The 19,731-nt window shown below is 40.2% G+C and carries 20 protein-coding genes and 1 riboswitch; of the genes, 11 read left to right on the forward strand and 9 right to left on the reverse strand.

The window, feature by feature from the left end; all coding sequences use genetic code 11:
* Window positions 1–21: 21 nt before the first annotated feature.
* Complete coding sequence (locus ACWF5P_RS12405; RefSeq protein ID WP_230177817.1) at window positions 22–1,365, reverse strand: amino acid permease; 1,344 nt, start codon at window positions 1,363–1,365, stop codon at window positions 22–24.
* A gap of 206 nt (window positions 1,366–1,571) precedes the next feature.
* A riboswitch (glycine riboswitch) is annotated at window positions 1,572–1,650 on the reverse strand.
* 502 nt (window positions 1,651–2,152) lie between these two features.
* Between ACWF5P_RS12405 and ACWF5P_RS12410 the strand changes: the two genes are divergently transcribed.
* A complete protein-coding gene (locus ACWF5P_RS12410; protein ID WP_101224842.1) occupies window positions 2,153–3,541 on the forward strand; it encodes an amino acid permease in 1,389 nt (462 codons plus the stop codon).
* Window positions 3,542–3,842: 301 nt separating this feature from the next.
* The gene (locus ACWF5P_RS12415; RefSeq protein ID WP_434168456.1) at window positions 3,843–5,192 is read left to right on the forward strand and encodes an FAD-binding protein; all 1,350 of its coding nucleotides are present in this window, start codon (window positions 3,843–3,845) and stop codon (window positions 5,190–5,192) included.
* Between the two features lie 88 nt (window positions 5,193–5,280).
* On the opposite strand, the gene ACWF5P_RS12420 is transcribed toward ACWF5P_RS12415, so the two are convergent.
* The 4 genes from ACWF5P_RS12420 to ACWF5P_RS12435 form a co-directional block, all read right to left on the reverse strand.
* Entirely contained in the window at window positions 5,281–5,493 is a 213-nt protein-coding gene (locus ACWF5P_RS12420; protein ID WP_434168457.1) for a hypothetical protein, read from the reverse strand.
* Window positions 5,494–5,876: 383 nt separating this feature from the next.
* Window positions 5,877–7,259, reverse strand: a complete 1,383-nt coding sequence (gene bioA, locus ACWF5P_RS12425; RefSeq protein ID WP_434168458.1) for an adenosylmethionine--8-amino-7-oxononanoate transaminase — start codon at window positions 7,257–7,259, stop codon at window positions 5,877–5,879.
* Window positions 7,256–7,963, reverse strand: coding sequence for a dethiobiotin synthase (gene bioD / locus ACWF5P_RS12430; protein WP_434168459.1), 708 nt, complete (start codon window positions 7,961–7,963; stop codon window positions 7,256–7,258). Before bioD ends, bioA begins: the two co-directional genes overlap by 4 nt.
* Window positions 7,942–8,526 carry a biotin transporter BioY gene (locus tag ACWF5P_RS12435; protein WP_402906058.1) on the reverse strand — a complete coding sequence of 195 codons (585 nt, stop codon included), beginning with the start codon at window positions 8,524–8,526 and terminating at the stop codon, window positions 7,942–7,944. Before ACWF5P_RS12435 ends, bioD begins: the two co-directional genes overlap by 22 nt.
* Before the next feature lie 500 nt (window positions 8,527–9,026).
* Here ACWF5P_RS12435 and bioB point away from each other — a divergent pair, with 500 nt between their 5' ends.
* The 6 genes from bioB (at window position 9,027) to ACWF5P_RS12465 (ending at window position 14,442) form a co-directional block, all read left to right on the forward strand.
* The gene (gene bioB, locus ACWF5P_RS12440) at window positions 9,027–10,010 is read left to right on the forward strand and encodes a biotin synthase BioB (RefSeq protein WP_452444910.1); all 984 of its coding nucleotides are present in this window, start codon (window positions 9,027–9,029) and stop codon (window positions 10,008–10,010) included.
* A 734-nt stretch (window positions 10,011–10,744) separates the two neighbouring features.
* Entirely contained in the window at window positions 10,745–11,443 is a 699-nt protein-coding gene (locus ACWF5P_RS12445; protein WP_452444911.1) for a polysaccharide deacetylase family protein, read from the forward strand.
* 17 nt (window positions 11,444–11,460) lie between these two features.
* The gene (locus ACWF5P_RS12450; protein ID WP_101224834.1) at window positions 11,461–12,060 is read left to right on the forward strand and encodes a DedA family protein; all 600 of its coding nucleotides are present in this window, start codon (window positions 11,461–11,463) and stop codon (window positions 12,058–12,060) included.
* A gap of 102 nt (window positions 12,061–12,162) precedes the next feature.
* On the forward strand, window positions 12,163–13,332 hold the full coding sequence (locus ACWF5P_RS12455; protein ID WP_434168460.1) for an MGDG synthase family glycosyltransferase: 1,170 nt from the start codon (window positions 12,163–12,165) through the stop codon (window positions 13,330–13,332).
* 94 nt (window positions 13,333–13,426) lie between these two features.
* Window positions 13,427–14,227, forward strand: coding sequence for a molybdate ABC transporter substrate-binding protein (gene modA / locus ACWF5P_RS12460; protein ID WP_434168461.1), 801 nt, complete (start codon window positions 13,427–13,429; stop codon window positions 14,225–14,227).
* 77 nt (window positions 14,228–14,304) lie between these two features.
* Window positions 14,305–14,442, forward strand: a complete 138-nt coding sequence (locus tag ACWF5P_RS12465) for a hypothetical protein (protein ID WP_452444909.1) — start codon at window positions 14,305–14,307, stop codon at window positions 14,440–14,442.
* A 226-nt stretch (window positions 14,443–14,668) separates the two neighbouring features.
* On the opposite strand, the gene ACWF5P_RS12470 is transcribed toward ACWF5P_RS12465, so the two are convergent.
* Window positions 14,669–15,166, reverse strand: a complete 498-nt coding sequence (locus ACWF5P_RS12470; protein ID WP_101224831.1) for a VanZ family protein — start codon at window positions 15,164–15,166, stop codon at window positions 14,669–14,671.
* Between the two features lie 109 nt (window positions 15,167–15,275).
* Here ACWF5P_RS12470 and ACWF5P_RS12475 point away from each other — a divergent pair, with 109 nt between their 5' ends.
* Genes ACWF5P_RS12475 through ACWF5P_RS12485 form a run of 3 tightly spaced genes read left to right on the forward strand, consistent with a single transcriptional unit; the run spans window position 15,276 to window position 16,688 of the window.
* Window positions 15,276–15,647 carry a hypothetical protein gene (locus tag ACWF5P_RS12475; RefSeq protein WP_434168462.1) on the forward strand — a complete coding sequence of 124 codons (372 nt, stop codon included), beginning with the start codon at window positions 15,276–15,278 and terminating at the stop codon, window positions 15,645–15,647.
* Window positions 15,644–16,144 carry a hypothetical protein gene (locus ACWF5P_RS12480; protein ID WP_101224830.1) on the forward strand — a complete coding sequence of 167 codons (501 nt, stop codon included), beginning with the start codon at window positions 15,644–15,646 and terminating at the stop codon, window positions 16,142–16,144. The genes ACWF5P_RS12475 and ACWF5P_RS12480 overlap by 4 nt, the downstream gene beginning before the upstream one ends.
* A 40-nt stretch (window positions 16,145–16,184) precedes the next feature.
* On the forward strand, window positions 16,185–16,688 hold the full coding sequence (locus ACWF5P_RS12485) for a GrpB family protein (protein WP_434168463.1): 504 nt from the start codon (window positions 16,185–16,187) through the stop codon (window positions 16,686–16,688).
* A gap of 110 nt (window positions 16,689–16,798) precedes the next feature.
* Here ACWF5P_RS12485 and ACWF5P_RS12490 read toward each other — a convergent pair whose 3' ends face one another.
* The 3 genes from ACWF5P_RS12490 to kduI all read right to left on the reverse strand — a co-directional run bounded on the left by ACWF5P_RS12490 (window position 16,799) and on the right by kduI (window position 19,641).
* Window positions 16,799–17,806: a substrate-binding domain-containing protein gene (locus tag ACWF5P_RS12490; RefSeq protein ID WP_434168464.1), complete on the reverse strand. Its 1,008-nt coding sequence runs from the start codon at window positions 17,804–17,806 to the stop codon at window positions 16,799–16,801.
* Between the two features lie 180 nt (window positions 17,807–17,986).
* Window positions 17,987–18,763 carry a 2-dehydro-3-deoxy-D-gluconate 5-dehydrogenase KduD gene (gene kduD, locus ACWF5P_RS12495; protein WP_101224828.1) on the reverse strand — a complete coding sequence of 259 codons (777 nt, stop codon included), beginning with the start codon at window positions 18,761–18,763 and terminating at the stop codon, window positions 17,987–17,989.
* A gap of 47 nt (window positions 18,764–18,810) precedes the next feature.
* Window positions 18,811–19,641: a 5-dehydro-4-deoxy-D-glucuronate isomerase gene (kduI, locus tag ACWF5P_RS12500; protein WP_434169600.1), complete on the reverse strand. Its 831-nt coding sequence runs from the start codon at window positions 19,639–19,641 to the stop codon at window positions 18,811–18,813.
* Window positions 19,642–19,731: the final 90 nt, after the last annotated feature.

The raw sequence follows: 19,731 nt of genomic DNA on the forward strand, positions 1-19,731 counted from the left end.
GAGTTCAAGGCTTTATTTCCTTTAGCTATATTTTTTCCTAGAATTATATAGTATTACCAAAAGTATGAACCAGATTGGGGTCAAGAGCAGTGATAGTCGTGTAGCTTCAGCGAATAGCATAACAATAAGGATGAACAGGAATAATCCTAATATGGCGTAATTGACAAAGGGTGTAAAAGGAGCCTTGAAAGTCGATTTCGCTCTTAGGTCAGGCCTTGTTTTCGAATATTTGATATGGGAAATCAAGATAATGCTCCATACCCATATGAAACAGATGGCACTGATGGTCGTCACGACGGTAAATGCCTGTTCAGGTATCAGTTTGCTTAATAATGCCCCTATTGATACAACGATTGTGGATGTTAATAAGGCATTGCTCGGAACAGCCTGTTTATTTAATTTTTCCAGTTTAGCAGGGGCTTCGCCATTCCTGCTTAACGTATAAAGTATTCGGCTCGTTGAAAATAAACCGCTGTTGCATGCAGAAGCAGCGGATGTCAAAACGACGAAGTTGATGATCCCTGCAGCGACAGGAATGCCGATTAACGCAAAGACCTCTACAAATGGGCTGCTCGTGGCATCCAGTTGTGTCCATGGGTTGACGCAGAGAATGACGAATAGTGCACCAACATAGAAAAGTAAAATCCGGACAGGGATTTTATTGATGGCAGATGGAATGTTCTTTCTCGGGTTTGCCGTTTCTGCTGCGGAAACCCCGACCAATTCGACACCGACAAATGAGAAGACGACCAGCTGTAAAGATAATAGGAATCCAGAAATGCCATTAGGGAACATGCCCCCATGATTCCATAGGTTCGTTAGGGAAACCGTTCCGCTATTGGTATTGAAGCCGATGATCAAAAGGATGATCCCCACGACGATCAAGGCGATGATCGTGATTACTTTAATGATGGCAAACCAGAATTCCAATTCGCCAAATAACTTAACGGTCAAAAGGTTCAATCCTAACAGAATGACTAGGCATATTAGAGCCGGAATCCATTGAGGGATATCGAACCAATATTGCATATAGACGCCGACAGCTATGATATCGGCCATTGCGGTCATGATCCAACAGAACCAATATGTCCACCCTGTCACGAAGCCGGCCCATGGACCGACATATTCGGTTGCAAATTCAGTGAATGATGTATACCCTGCATTGGATAAGAGCAATTCCCCTAGTGCCCTCATCACAAAAAACAAGGCAATCCCTATTATCAGATAGGAAAATAAAATGGAAGGTCCTGCTAATTGTATGGCTTTTCCGGAACCTAAAAATAATCCGGTGCCAATGGTTCCTCCTATTGCGATCAGTTGTACATGTCTATTTTTTAAATCTCTTTTTAATTCTTGTTTTGCCAATTCTTACGCCCCCGTCTTTTTATAGTCTTGGTAGTGAATGAATTTACCTGAATGGTCTTGGAGAGAGGGACTGATTTTTTCGTCCAGCTTGCCTTTCCCATTGGTTTTAAAGCTGTTGTTTTTAGTCCAACCACAAAATGGACAATAAAAAAAGAGATTGGATAATACCAATCTCTTAAAGGGTTCAGAATAACAATTTTATCATTCGTTACTCTTCTGTCCTTTTGCCTGAGATTGTGAATCCTTCGGCGCTGCATCTTGTACAGTCTCTCCAGAAGCTGCTCCTGCTATAGTGTCATCCATAGCATTCATCGCTTGCTTGTATGCGGTTGTGAATAAATGTTGTCAGTGATAATCTACCACTGCTGAATCATTCATTATGCTTATAAAATAATATTGGAATTCTATCATCTATTTTTCGGAAGGTCAACAATTTTTTTTTGAAGTGAAAACGGCAATAGCTGTAGTTTTATAGTGGTCTTAATTTTTATTAAGGTACTTGAAAAATTTGTTTTTTGGATGATCACTATTATGAAATATTGAACATCATTTTTTTGAAATGATATTTTTAGATAAGGGAAATTGCCAAGATATATTTGGTAACTGTTTATTTCAAAAATACAATTGTATTTTTACAGAATATTTACTATTATAAGATAAGAAAACATAATTGAAGTGTTATTGATACTTTTTTCGATAAAGCATTTCTAACCGCAATAATTAATAGAGAGTCGTTCGTGTTAAGGATGGAAAAGCATTACCGATATTGCATCTGGGGGAGTTAAACATGTCGAACAAGGAATTAAAGAGAGGGCTGGAAGCACGTCACATTCAAATGATAGCTTTGGGCGGAACCATCGGTGTCGGGTTATTCATGGGATCGGCGAGCACGATCAAATGGACCGGGCCCTCTGTAATGCTTGCTTATGCCATCGCAGGTATTTTTATATTTTTCATCATGCGTTCCATGGGTGAGATGCTCTATTTAGAACCGACTACAGGTTCTTTTGCAACCTTTGCGAGCAGCTATATACATCCTTTGGCAGGTTATATGACTGCTTGGAGCAATTGGTTTCAATGGGTAATCGTCGGAATGTCCGAAATCATCGCGGTTGGGTTGTATATGCAATATTGGTTCCCGGATTTACCGGCTTGGATACCAGGTGTGGTCGCCATGATCATCTTGGGGGCGGCCAACCTCATTTCAGTTAAATCCTTCGGGGAATTTGAATTCTGGTTTGCGCTTATAAAAATCATAACGATCATATTGATGATCGTTGCCGGCCTAGGCCTTATCTTCTTTGGAATAGGGAATGGCGGGGATGCGATTGGATTATCGAATCTATGGGAAAATGGCGGCTTCTTTACGGGAGGCTGGACAGGATTCTTCTTTGCGCTTTCCCTTGTCGTGGCATCCTATCAAGGCGTTGAGCTTATCGGCATCACAGCCGGAGAAGCGAAAGATCCAAGGAAGACCGTAACAAAAGCTATCCAATCAATCATATGGCGTATATTAATTTTCTATATTGGTGCCATATTTGTCATCGTGACAGTCTTCCCTTGGGATCAACTGGATGACTTAGGAAGCCCATTCGTTTCAACCTTTGCTAAAATAGGTATCACAGCAGCAGCAGGAATCATCAATTTTGTCGTAATCACAGCGGCAATGTCTGGATGCAACAGTGGGATTTTCAGTGCAGGGCGTATGCTTTACACACTTGCATTGAATGGCCAAGCTCCAAAAGTCTTTGCTAAAGTATCTAAAAATGGAGTGCCGGCATATTGTACGATCGCTGTACTATTAGGATTGGGCATCGGGGTTATCCTGAATTACCTTGCACCGCCGCAATTATTCCTTTATGTGTACAGTGCGAGTGTATTACCCGGGATGATTCCATGGTTTGTCTTACTTATCAGTGAGCTTAAATTCAGAAAGGTAAATGCCGCTGAAATGGAGAAACATCCGTTCAAGATGCCGTTGGCCCCTTACAGTAACTATGCGACAATTGCCTTCTTACTGATGGTGCTGGTCGGTATGTGGATCAATCCTAGTACCCGGATTTCCTTGGTTGTCGGGATCGTTTTCCTAGCCTTGGTCGTAGCAAGTTATTACATGCTGAAAATGGATAAACGAACACCATTGGATGTTAAATCCGATGATGAAATTTCGGGATAAGAAACTCTATCAGAAAGCCCTTCTCTTAATTCGAGAAGGGCTTTTTTGTCTTTGGTGATTGTTGGAATTCAGGAGTGAAGTGGTGGAATTCACGAGTAAAATGGCGAAACTTACGAGTGAAGCTGAGAAACTCGAGTAAAACAGCGGAATTTAACGAGTAAATCAGCGAATCTCACGAGTAAAGCTAATTAGTAGTCCCCGTAACAAGGGATGCCAGCAGGGGGACGCTTATGGAATGTGTCTTCCTGACAACTTTTTCATAGGATGTAACATCATCTTTACCCGAGGAAGGGGTTATATTTTGGAAAGAACAAAACTTACCGGGCGGGTCGTTACACCTAATGATGCTGAGTATGAGCAGGCCAGGATAAATAATAACTTAAGTTTTTCTAAATTTCCAAAGGTCATTGTGTTTTGCCAGAATTCCAATGATGTATTGAATTCATTGAAGTGGGCCCGGGAAAATCATACACCTTTCCGGGTTAGGAGCGGCAGGCATAGTTATGAAAATTTTTCATTAGTGAATGGCGGTCTAATCATTGATATAAGTGAAATGTACAATATCAAGGTCAACCGTGAAAAAATGATTGCAAAAATCGAAGCCGGAGCTGATTTAGGTCAAGTATATAATACGCTATGGAAGTATGGCACGACGATTCCGGCTGGAACCGAAAGCGGTGTTGGTCTTGTAGGCCTTACGCTCGGCGGTGGAATAGGCATGTTATCGAGACGCTTTGGACTTACTTGTGACAATTTGCTTGAAATAGAAATGGTAAGGGCGTGCGGAAAGAGGGGCGCCAAACTTATTAAAGCAAATAGGAAAATTAATAGTGATTTATTTTGGGCATGCTGCGGGGGTGGAGGGGGAAACTTTGGCATAGTCACTTCTCTTACCTTTCGGGTACACCCCGTATCAAGGGTATCGATTTTCTCCGTCACATGGGGATGGGAAGATTTTGAAGCGGTGTTTGAAGCCTGGCAGGATTGGGCCCCCCAAGTTGAAGAGTGTTTAACTTCAGAAATCGAATTCAAGTCAAAGGAAGTAAACCAAATTATCGCTCAAGGTGAATTTGTTGGGCCATCATATAGGTTGCAGCAGCTTCTAAAGCCTTTGACGAGAGCGGGTTTTCCAACAAATATCATGATAAAGGAAGTCCCGTATATTGATGCTGTGCAATTCTTTAATGATCCAAGTGGAAATCGACCGGCCCATCGCAAGCGGTCGGGGTCCTTCATTGAAAAACCTTTTCAACGGCAAGCAATCTTGACGATGAAGCATTTTCTGGAAAACGCTCCAAATGAAAATGCAGCCATTTGGCACCAATCCCTAGGAGGGGCAGTTGGCCGTGTGTCCCCAAATGAAACGGCTTTTTATTATCGGGATGCCATCATCGCCCAGGAGTATCTGGCTACATGGACGAATCCAGAAGAAGAGCGGCAAAACATCCAGTGGATCAAAGAACTTAAATGCGCATTGTCACCATATACTACAGGTGACTACGTGAATTGGCCGGATATCCTCATCGAAGATTGGCCAACTGCGTACTATGGAGAAAATTTCAAGCGGCTTCGGGAAGTTAAAACGAGATATGATCCATACAATACGTTTAAATTCCCTCAAAGTATACCGCCTTTTAAGAAGTGGGTCTGAAAAAGCTTGGATGCACCAAAAACATTCGTTATTAAAAAGGCCTATTCCTCAATTGGGATAGGCCTCTTTTATTTTCATTTTCCCAAAATCATTCTGCTTGCTGAGCTTGAACTGCACTGTAAACCTGATTTACGGAAGACTGGGCTTGTGCGATTTCTTGAACTGCTTGTTTAATGGCTTCTTGTGCCAAAGTTGGATCAGAGGAAGATTTTTCAATTGCTTGTGAAAGTAAGGTTTGTGTTAGGGTAACGTTTGCTTTTGCTTGGTTTAATTGATTGATATCGATTTGTTGTTGGGGCATGTAGCTTCTCTCCTTATGTCATTATTGGAATTACTCCATTAGGATGACCTTTCTTTTCTTTTTTATAAGGAGAAAAAATATATGACGCAGACAGGATGGGCAGCTTGGGGAAATTTTGAAACAAGCAAAAAAGCCATTTAAATAAACGATGCCAAATTTATGGACAATCCAAATTCGTGTAAAAGGTACATTTTTAAGATTTAAAAACGGGCAGAAAGAGAATGGAATCATTAGGGGTATTTACTTAGAATCCTTAAATTTTCATCTGCATAAATAGTATTACGTTCCTTGAATACAATGTAATATCTGTGATCATTCTTCACGAAGTCCCTACAAAGTATAGAAGGAACCGGATGAGCTCTGCTCTTCCGGTTCTTTGTGTATCAGTTAGCTGCTGGAATCAATCCTTTATGAATGGAGACTTCCTTAATGGCACGGTAGACGGTTTCGACCATGAAATCGAGTTCCTTTTCTGACATGGAAAGGATCGGCATCATCGTGATGACTGGACCAAGTTCCCGAATGATCAGGCCATTTTCCCGTGCTGTATGGATGATTCCAGAAACGACATTTTCTTGGAGGGTGAACGTTTCTTTTGTTTGGCGGTCTTTAACGATTTCCACTCCAATCATGAAGCCGCGCTGGCGGATATCGCCGACTATCGGAAGTTCGTATAGTGCTTGCAGTTTTTCGGATAGGTATTTTGATTTTTTCTGGATGTCTTTAATGAGATTGCGGCTTTCCATTAGCTCGATATTCTTCAGGGCCAGTGCACAGGCTAGCTGATTTCCTGTATAGGTGTGGCCGTGATAGAAGGTTTTATGTTCTTCCCGTTCTCCCAAGAAGGATTGAAAGATCTGCTCGTTCATGATGGTTGCTGCGAGTGGCATATATCCCCCAGTGATCCCTTTGCCCATACACATGATATCAGGAACGACATCTTCCTGTTCGCAGGCAAACATCGTTCCGGTTCGACCGAATCCAACGGCCACCTCATCACAAATTAAGAGGATGTTGTACTTTCTGCATAATTGTTCGACTTCTTTCAAAAAGCCTGCCGGGTGGGTTATGATGCCTGCCGCGCCCTGCACAAGCGGTTCGATGATCAATCCTGCAATTTCCTCTGATTGTTCTTGCAGTAACTTCTCCAGTTCCTTCAAGCAATGGTTTTTCACTGCTTCTTGATCTCCATACTCAGTCATGTGATAGGCATATGGTGAAGGGGCGGAAATCCGTTGAAATAAGAGTGGCTTAAAGATTCTGTGGAATAGACCCATTCCGCCAACACTCACGGCACCGACAGTATCGCCATGGTATGCTTCGTCAAGGGAGACGAATTTGTTTTTATTCCGATGCTTGACGGAATCGATATTCTGCCAATATTGATAAGCGACTTTAAGGGCGATTTCCACAGCAGCAGATCCAGTGTCAGAGTAGAAGACTTTCGATAAATGACCAGGAGTGATCTCTGCAAGTTTTTTTGCCAGTAAGATCGATGGTACATTTGCAGATCCCAGCAGTGTGGAGTGCGCGACCTTATTCACTTGTTCAATAAGGGCGCCGTTTAATTCCGGCTCGTTATGCCCGTGCACATTTACCCATAATGAAGCATAGCCGTCCAAATAGCGTTTGCCATCCACATCAATCAAGTAGCTGCCTTCGCCGCGCTCGATGATCAGTGGTTTACTTTCCCGATACGTTTTCATTTGTGTGAACGGATGCCATACATATTCCTTATCCCATTGCTCTAAATCCTGACTGTTCATGCTTGGAACACCTCTTTCAGTTGTTGGGTATAATCTTGATCACCAAGTAAATCAAGGATGCAGATCCTCAAGTCTTTTCTAACATCCGCCAGTGTTGGAATGCAGGCGAGGCCATTCAGCCCAGTCAGCTTTTCAATGGTTTCGATATTGTCTTTATGAATCGGGTCCTCTGACCGGTAATGGTTATACAAAATGGTTTTCACGCATATATCATGGATTTGGGCATACGAATGCGTCGTCACGACATTATGAATCGCCCCTAAACCACTTGTAGATACGAATACGACAGGCATTCCGCAATCTCTTATGAAATCCGCCGTCATATAGAAACCGTCGGATCGTTCAATGAGCGGGACAGCCAATCCGCCAGCACCCTCGACTAATACGATGTCATACATTTCCTCAAGTTCATGAACCCTTTCCACGACTTTCTTCTCATCGATAAGACTACCGGTTAATTTAATCGCCAAATGTGGGGAGGTTTCCGGTTTCAGTGTGTAAAACCCTGAATCCTTTACACCGAGTTCCTGCTCAAACCAAGATATATCCGGGTATGTATGATTTTCTTCATTGATTCCAGTTTGGAATGGTTTGAATATCGTGACGCTTTTTCCCAATGTTTGAAGAGACAGATAGAGTGCGCTCGTGATGATGGTCTTTCCAATATCCGTGCCAGTTCCGGTTATAAAGTAGGCTTGGCCCATGGATGATTCAGCTCCTTTACGTTTATATATCTTGCAATGCGCGGACGTACTTGTTGAATGATGACAGCACATAGAATGCACAGCAGTAGATCACCGGGTACAGGTAATAAGAAGCCGTAAAGAATCGTTTGGTTGATTGAAAGCGGCGTTTCCACAATCCACTTCATTGCACCATACAGCCAGATGCAGCCAAAAAGGTAAACTGTCAGCAAAGAGGCGGCATTAGCAAAGAATATGGAACGAATCGTGGAGAGGGAAAACCGGTTGATCAGCCATCCATTTACATAGGCTCCCAGTATATATCCGAGCAAATAGCCGAATGTAGGTTTGAAAATATAGCCGAATCCCCCGCCTTCAGCAAACACGGGCACCCCGATAAGTCCGATCAAGACGTAGCATAACTGACTGAGCATTCCAAGCCGGGGCCCCAATAATGCGCCTGCCAAATAGACTGCCAGAATTTGCAGTGTGAATGGTATGTAAGGTATAGGTATCTTAATAAAGGCGCCAATGGCAGTTAACGCGGTAAAAAGGGCCACATAGGAAATCGTCCTTGCTTTCAAGTTTTTAACCTCCTTTTTTGAAAGTGCTGGCAAAATGCCCACTATTAGTTTGCCTGATTTCTATTTTATATGTCAACTAATTTATTGTTTAGTTAACATATAAAAAGCCATCTTTATCGGGATTTAAAGGAGAGACTAGGAAAATATTGAAAAAAGACCATTGAATAATATTTTGTTAGTATGTTATTATTCTATCGATATGTTAACTTAAAATATTTAAGGTTAACAAATTTACCTAAATCGCCAGGCAGTATTGATACTGCTAAATGTTAAGTGCTGCCCATTGTGGTTGGATGGTGCACATGCGACTACTTGGTTTGAAGGGAAAGTGGATTGGAGATGGAGGCATTCGCGGTTGGAGCATCAGGTAGATATTGCAGGCAGTTGGTCTTTATTTACCAGACCGGGTTATGCTCCTTTTCTAGGAATTGCATAGTCAAGGAATCCATAAACCAGCGATTCGGCACACAATAAAGAAAAGAGGGATAGGTTTGGAAACAATGTTAAGGGACTGGAAGATGTTGGCAGAGAACGTTATCAAAGGATATAAAGTGACGGAGGAAGAGGCATTATCCATCGTACAAGCCCCAGACGAAGAGGTTTTGGGAATTTTGAATGCGGCCTACCTCATACGCAAGCATCATTATGGGAAAAAAGTTAAATTGAATATGATCATCAATACGAAATCAGGATTATGTCCCGAAGATTGCGGCTACTGCTCGCAGTCGATCGTATCGGAAGCCCCAATCGATAAATATGCTTGGTTGACGAAAGAAAAGATTGTCGAGGGAGCGCAAGAATCAATTCGTCGCAAAGCGGGTACTTACTGCATCGTTGCGTCTGGCCGTCGTCCGACCAACAGGGAAATCGATCATGTCATTGAAGCAGTAAAAGAAATCCGCGAAACGACGGATCTTAAAATCTGCTGTTGTTTAGGTTTCCTGAATGAGGAACATGCTGGCAAACTTGCGGAAGCAGGCGTTCATCGCTACAACCACAATTTGAATACATCACAGGAAAACTACAGTAAAATTACATCGACACATACATATGAAGACCGGGTAGATACAGTCGAAGCTGTAAAAGAAGCCGGAATGTCCCCATGTTCTGGTGCCATTTTCGGTATGGGGGAATCTGAGTCGGAAGCGGTGGAAATCGCACTATCCCTACGCAGCCTTGATGCAGATTCCATTCCTTGTAATTTTCTCAATGCAATTGACGGAACGCCGCTTGAGGGAACTTCCGAGTTGACCCCTACTAAATGCCTGAAATTGATTTCGATGATGAGATTCGTTAATCCGAGTAAAGAAATCCGTCTGGCCGGCGGTCGTGAGGTCAATCTCCGTTCCATGCAGCCCATGGCACTTTATGCAGCCAATTCCATCTTCGTCGGCGATTATTTAACGACAGCTGGTCAAGAACCTACAGCAGATTGGGGAATCATCGAAGACCTGGGATTTGAAATTGAAGAATGTGCTCTTTGATAAAGAGGATTATTGGAAAACAATATGGATTTAAAAAAACACCCTTAGGGTGTTTTTTTCAGTTTGTCGGCAAAAGGAAGACCCAATTGGGGTCGAAAAAAGTGCATGGAGGGTCGAATAAATTCGAGAACGGTCGAATAAGGTGCGTGGACGGCCGCAAAAAGAGCGTTGATGGATGAAAAAATCGTGAACGGCAAAAAATGCTCCGGATGATAACAATTGGAACGTTTTTAAATGAAAAAAACCGCAGGCACACTCGATTTTTCTTGGAATTTGTTTAAAAACAAGACTAGATTACCCTTCATATTTTTTCTGTAACCCTTATTGGATTGAAGAAAATGGCGACACTCCTGCCGAATAGCTGGCTAGCCAAGACTCCATAGCCGCTTGTGGTGAGGAGGCTTGGCAGACAGTCGGCGGAAAGGGAGCGGATTTCTGAAATCAACTCGAACGTTTTTAAATGAAAAAAATGCAGGCAAACTGCTCTAATTCTAATTTCTTTATAGGTGTTTTATTACTTTGCAGTAAGCAGGCTAGTGGTCAGTAAAATTTTACAAAAATAAAAAAATGATTGATAAGTGAAAATAATGAAAAAAAAATGCTAAATTGTAAGAAGAGGTTTTTTTAATGAATTACCTGAATACAATAAAATTTGCTGCATTGTGGTAAATGAATATGATATAGGGAAAGAATCAGTATTGGTAATATCAATAATGAGAGGATAGTTTTGTGTGATGCATATATGGCTGATTAGTTTTATTATTTTATTATTGCTATTAATATTTTATACTATTATCCCAACGGTGCTTATTCGTGTATGCAGTCTGGGAATAACAAAAAAAATCAATTCGAATAATGGGATTGCGCTAACTTTCGATGATGGCCCAAATCCAGAATATACAATAAAATTACTTGATCTTTTAAAAGAGTATAAGATAAAGGCCACATTTTTTGTTGTTGGCAGTAAGGTGAAAAGAAATCCTGAGATTATTAAAAGAATGCATGAAGAGGGACATACTATAGGGATCCACCATTATCATCATGTTTCAAGCTGGGTGCTATCACCAATCCATTTACGGAAACAGTTGGAAATGACTGAAAAGGCGATAAATGAAGTTACGAATGAAAAGGTTGTTTTTTATAGACCGCCATGGGGCCATTTTAATATGTTCACACCATTTTTCAGTAAGAAATATAGAGTGGTGATGTGGTCCGGCATCTTCGGGGATTGGAAAGTCGAAAATTGCAGGAAGACTTTGCTTGATCAACTGCGAAGCACTTCGACAGAAGGTTCCATCCTGTTGCTTCATGACTGTGGTGAAACATTGGGAGCGGATAAAGAAGCACCAGGCTATATGATTGAAATGTTAAAAATTTACCTACAGGAGAGTAAGGAAAAAGGAATTTACTTTATTACTTTAAAAGACTTATAAATAATTCTGGGGGTATTATGAATATAGATACGCTTTTACATTTTATTGATTCATATGGATACCTGATCATTTTTCTTTTTTTATTCTTCGGCATTGTGGGAGTGCCAGCTCCTGAAGAATCACTTCTATTTCTGATTGGGGTGTTGGTAGCACAAGGTAAGCTCTCACTGGGTTTGGCAATGCTGTGTGCAATTCTCGGCGCCTTTATCGGAATGCTTGCAGCTTATGCATGCGGAAAATATGTGGGGTATCCATTTATAAATAAATTTGGAAGATTCATTGGGATTACGACTGAACGCTGGGAGAAAGCAAAGAAAAACTATACGGATAATGCACAAAAAACCTTAGTATTTGGATTTTATATTCCGGGAATAAGACAAATTAGTCCATATTTCGCAGGAATCTCTTCTATACCTTTTCGGAAATACTTCCTATTTTCCCTATTTGGCACTATTCTATGGACCGTCCCTTTTATAGTGGCCGGTTATTATATCGGGGATGCTTTTAATGTTAATCCTAAATATGTTCCATATTTAGGGCTTGTATTTTTAGTTATTTTTGCACTTTATGTTTCTATCAAATACATTAAAAAGAGAAAACAAATGTCCAAAGGTTGAGTCGGCTCCTTATTATAAAATTGGAAATTTATTATAAGAAGAAGATATCATGAACTATATATTTTGTATTTTCAGAATGATTTCTTAGGAGATGACACATTTATGAAGAAGAAAATTTTGTTTTTACCTCTCTTTCGAATGCAGTCGGGACATCATCAAGTTGCAGAGGCATTAATGGATATGTTAAAAAAGCATTCAAATGGGATTACTTATAAGAAAATCGATCTAATCAGCTATACCAATACCTCTCTAGAAAAAATCATTGTAAATAGTTATCTTACATGGATCCGTTATGCGCCGGAAACCTATAATCTTGCCTATAAGAATCTGTTTTATGTGCACACGCCAAAGGAACGGATATTTAAGTGGTATCAGCAACTATTCATGAATAAATTGGAACAATTGATAGCAGAAGAAAAGCCTGATTTAATTGTGTGTACACACGGTTTCCCTTCCTATCTTTTAAGTCAGCTAAAGATGAAAGGGAAGTGCAGCACACCGGTTATAAACGTGTACACGGACTACTTTATTAATAATGTGTGGGGAAGCGAAGGGATAGATGCCCATTTTCTTCCTAGTCAAGAAGTAAAAGAAAAGCTGATGAGTAAGTGTCAAATACCAAAACAAACGATGATGGTCACTGGCATTCCCGTGCACGAGGAAATCACCAAAAATGCCCGTGTCCAAAGAAATACAGCACGGCCAAAAATTTTGATATCCGGAGGAAATAGCGGTCTTGGAGGGATTTTGAACTTAGGTGATGAGTTAAAGAATTCAACCGACTTTGATTATTTAGTCCTTTGCGGAAATAACAACAAGCTTTATGAAGAAATCGAAACATGGAACTTACCACATATCAAACCATTGCCTTATATCTCATCAAGGTCTGAAATGAATAAGCTTTATGAAGAAGTTGACGCAATCGTTACGAAACCGGGCGGTGTCACGATTAGCGAAGCATTGCGAAAAAGGCTTCCCATTTTTGTTCATTCGAGGCTTCCCGGGCAGGAGGAAATTAATCTGCAATATTTAAAACAACAAGGACTTGTATTTAAACTTAATCAGAAAAAGCCTTTTGAAAAACAATTGCTGGGTATATTGAAGGATCAGAAAAAAATGAAAAAGTGGAACACATCCATAGAAGCTTATCATAAGGAAATAGAGTTGGAGAAACCTGAGGGAATAGTGGAGGTCATGAAATTGATCCTTAGTCTTAATCAAAATGGTACACCTTCCTATCTAGCCCGACAGCCCAAACTTCTTTATAGCTGAGATGCATGGTGTTCGGAATCTAAATGAAAGAATAATACGGAAGGCTGCTGAATTAGCAGCCAACCTAAAATGAAAGGTCGGAAGAAGAGTGACTTTGAAAAAAACATACCTTATGATTTTTTCGATTATGCTGCTTGCGGCAGCGATCGCAGGTTGTTCAAATGATCAAGCGGTAAAAACGGAAATGAAGGCGCAAGCCGGAGGTAAAGTGGAATTGACGGTTTCCGCAGCTGTAAGTTTGCAAGATGCCTTAAATGATATAAAGATGTCTTTTGAAAAAGAGAATGCAAATGTAGAAGTTCATTATAACTTTGGAGCCTCTGGAGCTCTTCAGCAGCAGATATCCCAAGGCGCGCCTGTTGACCTGTTTTTCTCAGCTGCAGAAGATAAATTTGATAAATTAGTAGAGGAAGATCTTATTGAAGAGAAAAACGGAATCGATTTAGTCGGCAATGATCTGGTGCTGGTGGTGCCAAAGGATTCCAAAAAGGAAATCGGATCGCTGGAAGACCTTACAAAGGCAGAAAAAATTTCGATTGGCACTCCAGAGTCTGTACCGGCAGGGCAATATGCGAAACAAACTTTGGAAAACATGAACCTCTTTAAAGAGGTTGAAGATCGATTGGTATATGCAAAGGATGTCCGGCAAGTGCTTACATATGTGGAAACGGGAAACGTGGACGCAGGCCTCGTCTATAAAACGGATGCGCTCAACTCATCGAAAATTGAAATCATTGCAGCAGCCCAGGCAGATTTACACGATCCAATCATATATCCCGTCGGAATGATCAATGACTTGGATCATGATAAGGAAGCCAAGCTATTCTATGATTATCTCCAAACGGAAGACTCCATGAAAATCTTTGAAAAATACGGATTTAAAAATTTGAAATAACCACCAATCTGATGGCCTGGGGTTGTAGACAAAATGGGGTTCTACCTAAATTTTAAAACAAGACTAGATTATACTTAATGTTTTTTTACTGTAATCCTTATTGGATTGAAGAAATTTGCGACACTCCTGCCGAATTACTGGCTAGCCGAGACACCGCAGCCGCTCGCGGCGAGGAGGCTTGGCAGGCAGTCGGCGGAAAGGGAGCGGATTTCTGAAATCAACTGAAACATCTCTTGCTGTTCTTTGAATTTGTCTACAGGCTGTAACCACCAATCTGGTGGTCTTTTTTTTATGCATCTACAGTAATATTAGGTATATTTTCCTTTATATTGAAACCTTGTCTCGCTTTAAACGTAAGAATAAGGACATGATATTTCAACCTACGCGTCAATAATTCGGCAGCGGCGTGAAAGTAACTTGTGACAAAAGAAGGACAGCAAATTACTGTCCTTGTGCCTGGCTGTGAATGGTTCCATTCTTTTTGAAAACTGTGTAAAACAGCTTAATCGGCAGGTATCCTATAGTCCCGCCAAGAGTATTCAGGATCATATCATCGGTATCAAAACTTCCTAATTCAAATAAAAGCTGAAGAACCTCATAGGTGAAGCTAAAACAGAATGTTGCAATCAAGATCGATCTGAGTTGGGAAAATCTTTTTGATATTAATGGAAGCATCAATCCAAATGGTACAAAACCGATGATATTCCCCGCTATGTTCTCAATCCGGATGGATGTATTTACATCCGCTAAGAACAGGTAATGGAAAATGGTTTTAAAAGGGATGAAGTTATGGGACCCCCAATATCGGCCATTGAAGGTAAAAATAATATGACCATTCATTTCGGTTATCGAGAGGGTTTTAAATAAAATGAGCTTTGTAAGGATTAATAGATAAAGAACCATAAATAACGATAATACAATTTTTACAAAAATTTTCATGATACAACTCCAATATTAAAGTAGGAAATATTTATCATTTTATCATAAATGGTATATGATGAGTTTAATGTAATATTTTACAAGTTTTTTAGGGCAAGGAGGGGTAAAAGTGGAGGAAGCAATAATTGATTTTCTCATTGCAGTCATGTTAATTATTGGTTTCACATACGGCCTCATTAGGCAATTTAGACATTGTGTCAGTATCAGGAACGGAAATAAGTCGGAGTATGTTCATTACAAGAGGGTATTGATTGGAAACTACCTGATTTGCCTATCCTATTCGGGTTTTCTTTTTTCTTATATTTTGAATTCATTACTCTCATCTCGTATTATACCGGCTTCATTTATTACAAGTGATAATACTAGTTTTTGCTGTTTTGGTTTTCTTGCCATTCTATTAATCTCTAAATTTGGAATTATTCCAAAGGAAAATGAACAAGTTGGATTACAAGAATACATAGTTGAGAAAGAGGAAATATGAAGAAAATTTCGCTTACCTTATTAATCGTATGTATATCGATTACCTTTCTATTGAATTTTGCCATGCCTGAATTTGCTGGCAAAATGAAAGACAATATAAGTTCCATGAATATCCTGTATTCATACAGTGTCACAAAATCATTTTCGGAACAAACCCAAGAAACGATCGAAATGGCATCCGTGCCTTTAGGGAAAGCCGAGACAAGGAGCGCCGATTTCCGGAGTGATGTTAAGCTTGAGGGAACTCCGCTGAATATTAGAAGTGTAGTGAAAGAGAGCTTGAACAAGCCGGAAGCGTATAAAACTAAAGAGAAATTAACCGGCCCCGAAAAAGGGTTTTCTTACCGGAAATATTATCTTACCAAAAATTATGATAAAGGAAGATATACAGTCATCCGAACGAATAAAATAACCGGGAAAGAAAAGGTGTATGTCGGAACTTACTATGAGCCGAGTACGCAAGATCCGATCGTCAAATGGTCACGTGATGAGAAATAATGGCTGATAATATCTTTTACCTGAAAAGTTGAGTGATTATATGGAGAAAACAGTAAAGATCGAGGATTATAACCCTGATTGGGTTAATGAATTTCAACAGGAAAAAGCGAGGATAATGGGGGTTTTAAAGAACTCTTGCCTTTGTGTTGAGCATATTGGAAGTACATCTGTCATAGGGTTGGGGGCAAAACCGATTTTGGACATCATGGTTGGCGTCCGGCATTTAGATGTAGCAGACACATTCATTGAGCCCTTGGAATCGATTGGATATGAATTTGTCTCGCATCAGGAATTTCCCGAAAGGCGTTTTTTTAGAAAAGGCCAATGGAGAGCGGGGACACATCATTTGCATATCTATAAATTCGGAAGTGGACAATGGAAGAATCAACTTTCGTTCAGGGACTATCTAAGAAGCCATCCTGACGTAAGGAAACAATATCAGGAATTAAAATTATCCTTAGCTCAAAAGCATCCTGGGGATATAGTGGGGTACACGAAAGCAAAAGCTCCATTTATCCAAAATGTCATAGAGTCAGCAAGATGATAGTTCTTGCCATGTTTCTTAACTGAAAGAAAATGAAACACCAAAGGTTAGCTTTTCTTAGGACAAGAGGTAACGGCAGTCAATTTAAACTGCCGTTTTTGTATGATCAATTAGCATGAACTCCGAACAATTAGTTCAGGGGCAAACCGGTAAGTAATGTATGGAGTCTGATCCGAATTGGTTATCCGGTTCAATAATAACTCTGCTGTTTTAATGCCCATTTGTTGTATTGGTTGTCCGATAGTTGTGATGGAGGGTTCATAAAACTCCGTATAAGCGACATCATCAATGCTGACAATGGCCACTTCCCCAGGGATCGAGATTTTTTGCTTTTTCAAATAGCTAAGGATTTCACGTAACACTAAATCATTTCCTGCCACTATGGCTGTTGGAGGTTTTTCTGCATCGAATATCTGGGCCAATTTTTCTTGAATTCGATTTCTTGGTAAAGAATGAATATCATCCTCCCTGACTTCCAATTTATGAGATGCCATCGCTTTTTTGAATCCTTCGATTCTTTCCAATCTTGGTGTGATCGGGATATCAATCGGTAAGGTTAAAAAAGCAATATTTTCGTGTCCTTTTTCAGCCAGCATGGAGACAGCTAAAAAGATTGCAGCATGATTGTCCAAAAGAACGGAATCGGATGTAACTCCATCTACTAATCGATCAACGAAAACCATTGGAATTGAATGATCGGTCAAGTAATTATAGACTTTAAAATCATTTCCAACCGGAAAAATGATGATTCCATCTACTTGCGTGGAAACCAGCAAATCAAGGTATTCTTTTTCTTTCTCTGGGTCATCGGCTGAGTCACATATGAATACCTTCATGCCATGCTGCTGAAGCTGTTCTTCTACGGTACGAATGATTTCGGTGGATAAAGTATGTAAAATATTTGCTACGAGTATGCCTATGACTTTTGTTTTTTTCACTTTTAAATTCCTGGCATTATCATTGGGGCGAAAATCAAGTTCTTGGATGACTTGCTCGATTCTGTTTTTTGTTTCAGCACTCATATAACGAAAACGTTGGTTAATATATTGAGAAACCGTACTTTTGGAAACACCGGCCTTCTCAGCAACATCTGATATGGTAGTTTTCTTTTTTTTCATGATGTTCTCCTAAAGGATATTATTTCTTGAAATAGAACGGGTTACCTTCATCATAACAAAGGAGCATTACGATTCCAACGCCAGTTAGCAGGTTTTGTTAAACATTGGATGTAAGAAACACCCTAAGCACTTTGGCTAAGGGTGTTAACCATAAACATATTCATTTGCAAACCTTAATCATTAACGAACGAGCCAGCCTCCATCGACAGCGAGAATATGGCCATTCATATAGTCAGAGGCCTTGCTTGCAAGAAAAACGACGGTTCCCATGACATCAAATGGTGTTCCCCATTTTTCAGCCGGGATCCTTGAGAGAATGTCCTTGTTTCTTGACTCATCTGCACGTAGCGCGGCAGTATTGGCCGTTTCAATATATCCTGGGGCAATCGCGTTTATTTGAATGTTTTTAGACGCCAATTCATTAGCGAATGCTTTAGTCAGCCCGGCAACGCCATGTTTACTCGCTGTATATGCCGGAACGAACTTCCCTCCTTGGAATGTGAGCATCGAAGCGATATTTATGATTTTTCCGCTGCCTTGTTCAACCATTTCTTTGGCAACTAACTGACTAAGAAAATACAGGGAATTTAGGTTAATGTCCATTACTGCATTCCAATCTTCGTCTTTATATTCCAATAAAGGAGCACGGCGAATCGTTCCTGCATTATTAACAAGGATATCGATTTTCCCGTATGCATCAAGACAGCCTTTTACAACACCTTTAAGGCTGTCTTTATTGGTAAGTTCTGCTTGATAAAAGACTGCTTTTTGGCCGGTCGTTTCAATTAAATCCTTTGTTTCCTGCCAATTGTCACCATGGGCAACGATAAAAACATCTGCACCTGCTTTTGCTAAAGCAACCGCATATCCTTGTCCTAATCCAGTATTTCCTCCTGTTACGATGGCAACTTTCCCTTTTAAGCTGAAAAAGTCCATTGAAAAATCCAGTAAACTCATCTTGTTTCCTCCATCCCCATATGGATTAGTAAACCATTCTTAGCATGTTACTTCATTTCTGAAATAGGAAAGTTATCCATATCCTCATATGTATAATTCTCTCCGGCCATTGCCCAAATAAATGTGTAGTTGCTTGTAGCGGAACCACTATGTATGGACCATGGAGGTGAAATGACAGCTTGTTCATTTTTCATTACAATATGCCTTGTTTCATCGGGTTCCCCCATCATGTGGAACAAAATGGCATCTTCTGCTAAGTCAAAATACATATAAACTTCCACTCTGCGGTCATGAACATGAGGAGGCATGGAGTTCCAGACATTTCCTGGGGCCAATTCAGTCATTCCCATACACAGTTGGCAGCTTTGGATACCTTTTTCATGAATCATTCTGCGAATCGTCCGCTTATTTGCCGTTTCCTGTGATCCCATTTCATCACCTTGCACTTCCTTGAATGCTACGTGTTGAATGGGGTAATTTTTATGTGCTGGAGCAGAGGCTAAATAAAATTTAGCAGGTTCGGAGTCTGAATCACTACTGAAAATCAGCTCTTTACAACCTAATCCTATATACAGACAATCACGATTTTGAAGGGGATATACCTCCCCATCAACTGAGATCCTTCCTGATCCCCCTATATTAAATACACCTAATTCTCTTCGTTGAAGAAAATAATCAGCTTTTATGAAATCATGGCCCTCAAGCTTGACCTCTTTAGAAACAGGTTTGATTCCTCCTATGATGATCCTGTCATCAAGGGAATAGCATAAAGAAACGTCATCATCGAGAAATAAATTTTCCACTAAAAAGTTTTGGCGGATTTCACTTGTATCAAAGTGTTTGGCTTGTGACGGATGAATGGAATAACGTTTTTCCATATGCATATAAATAACCTCCTATTTAGTAAAACGGTTTATCGTGAATATTCAAAATGTTAGCGCTACCAATATTAAAAATATATATAATAT

This window comes from Peribacillus sp. NPDC055009 (assembly GCF_053608705.1).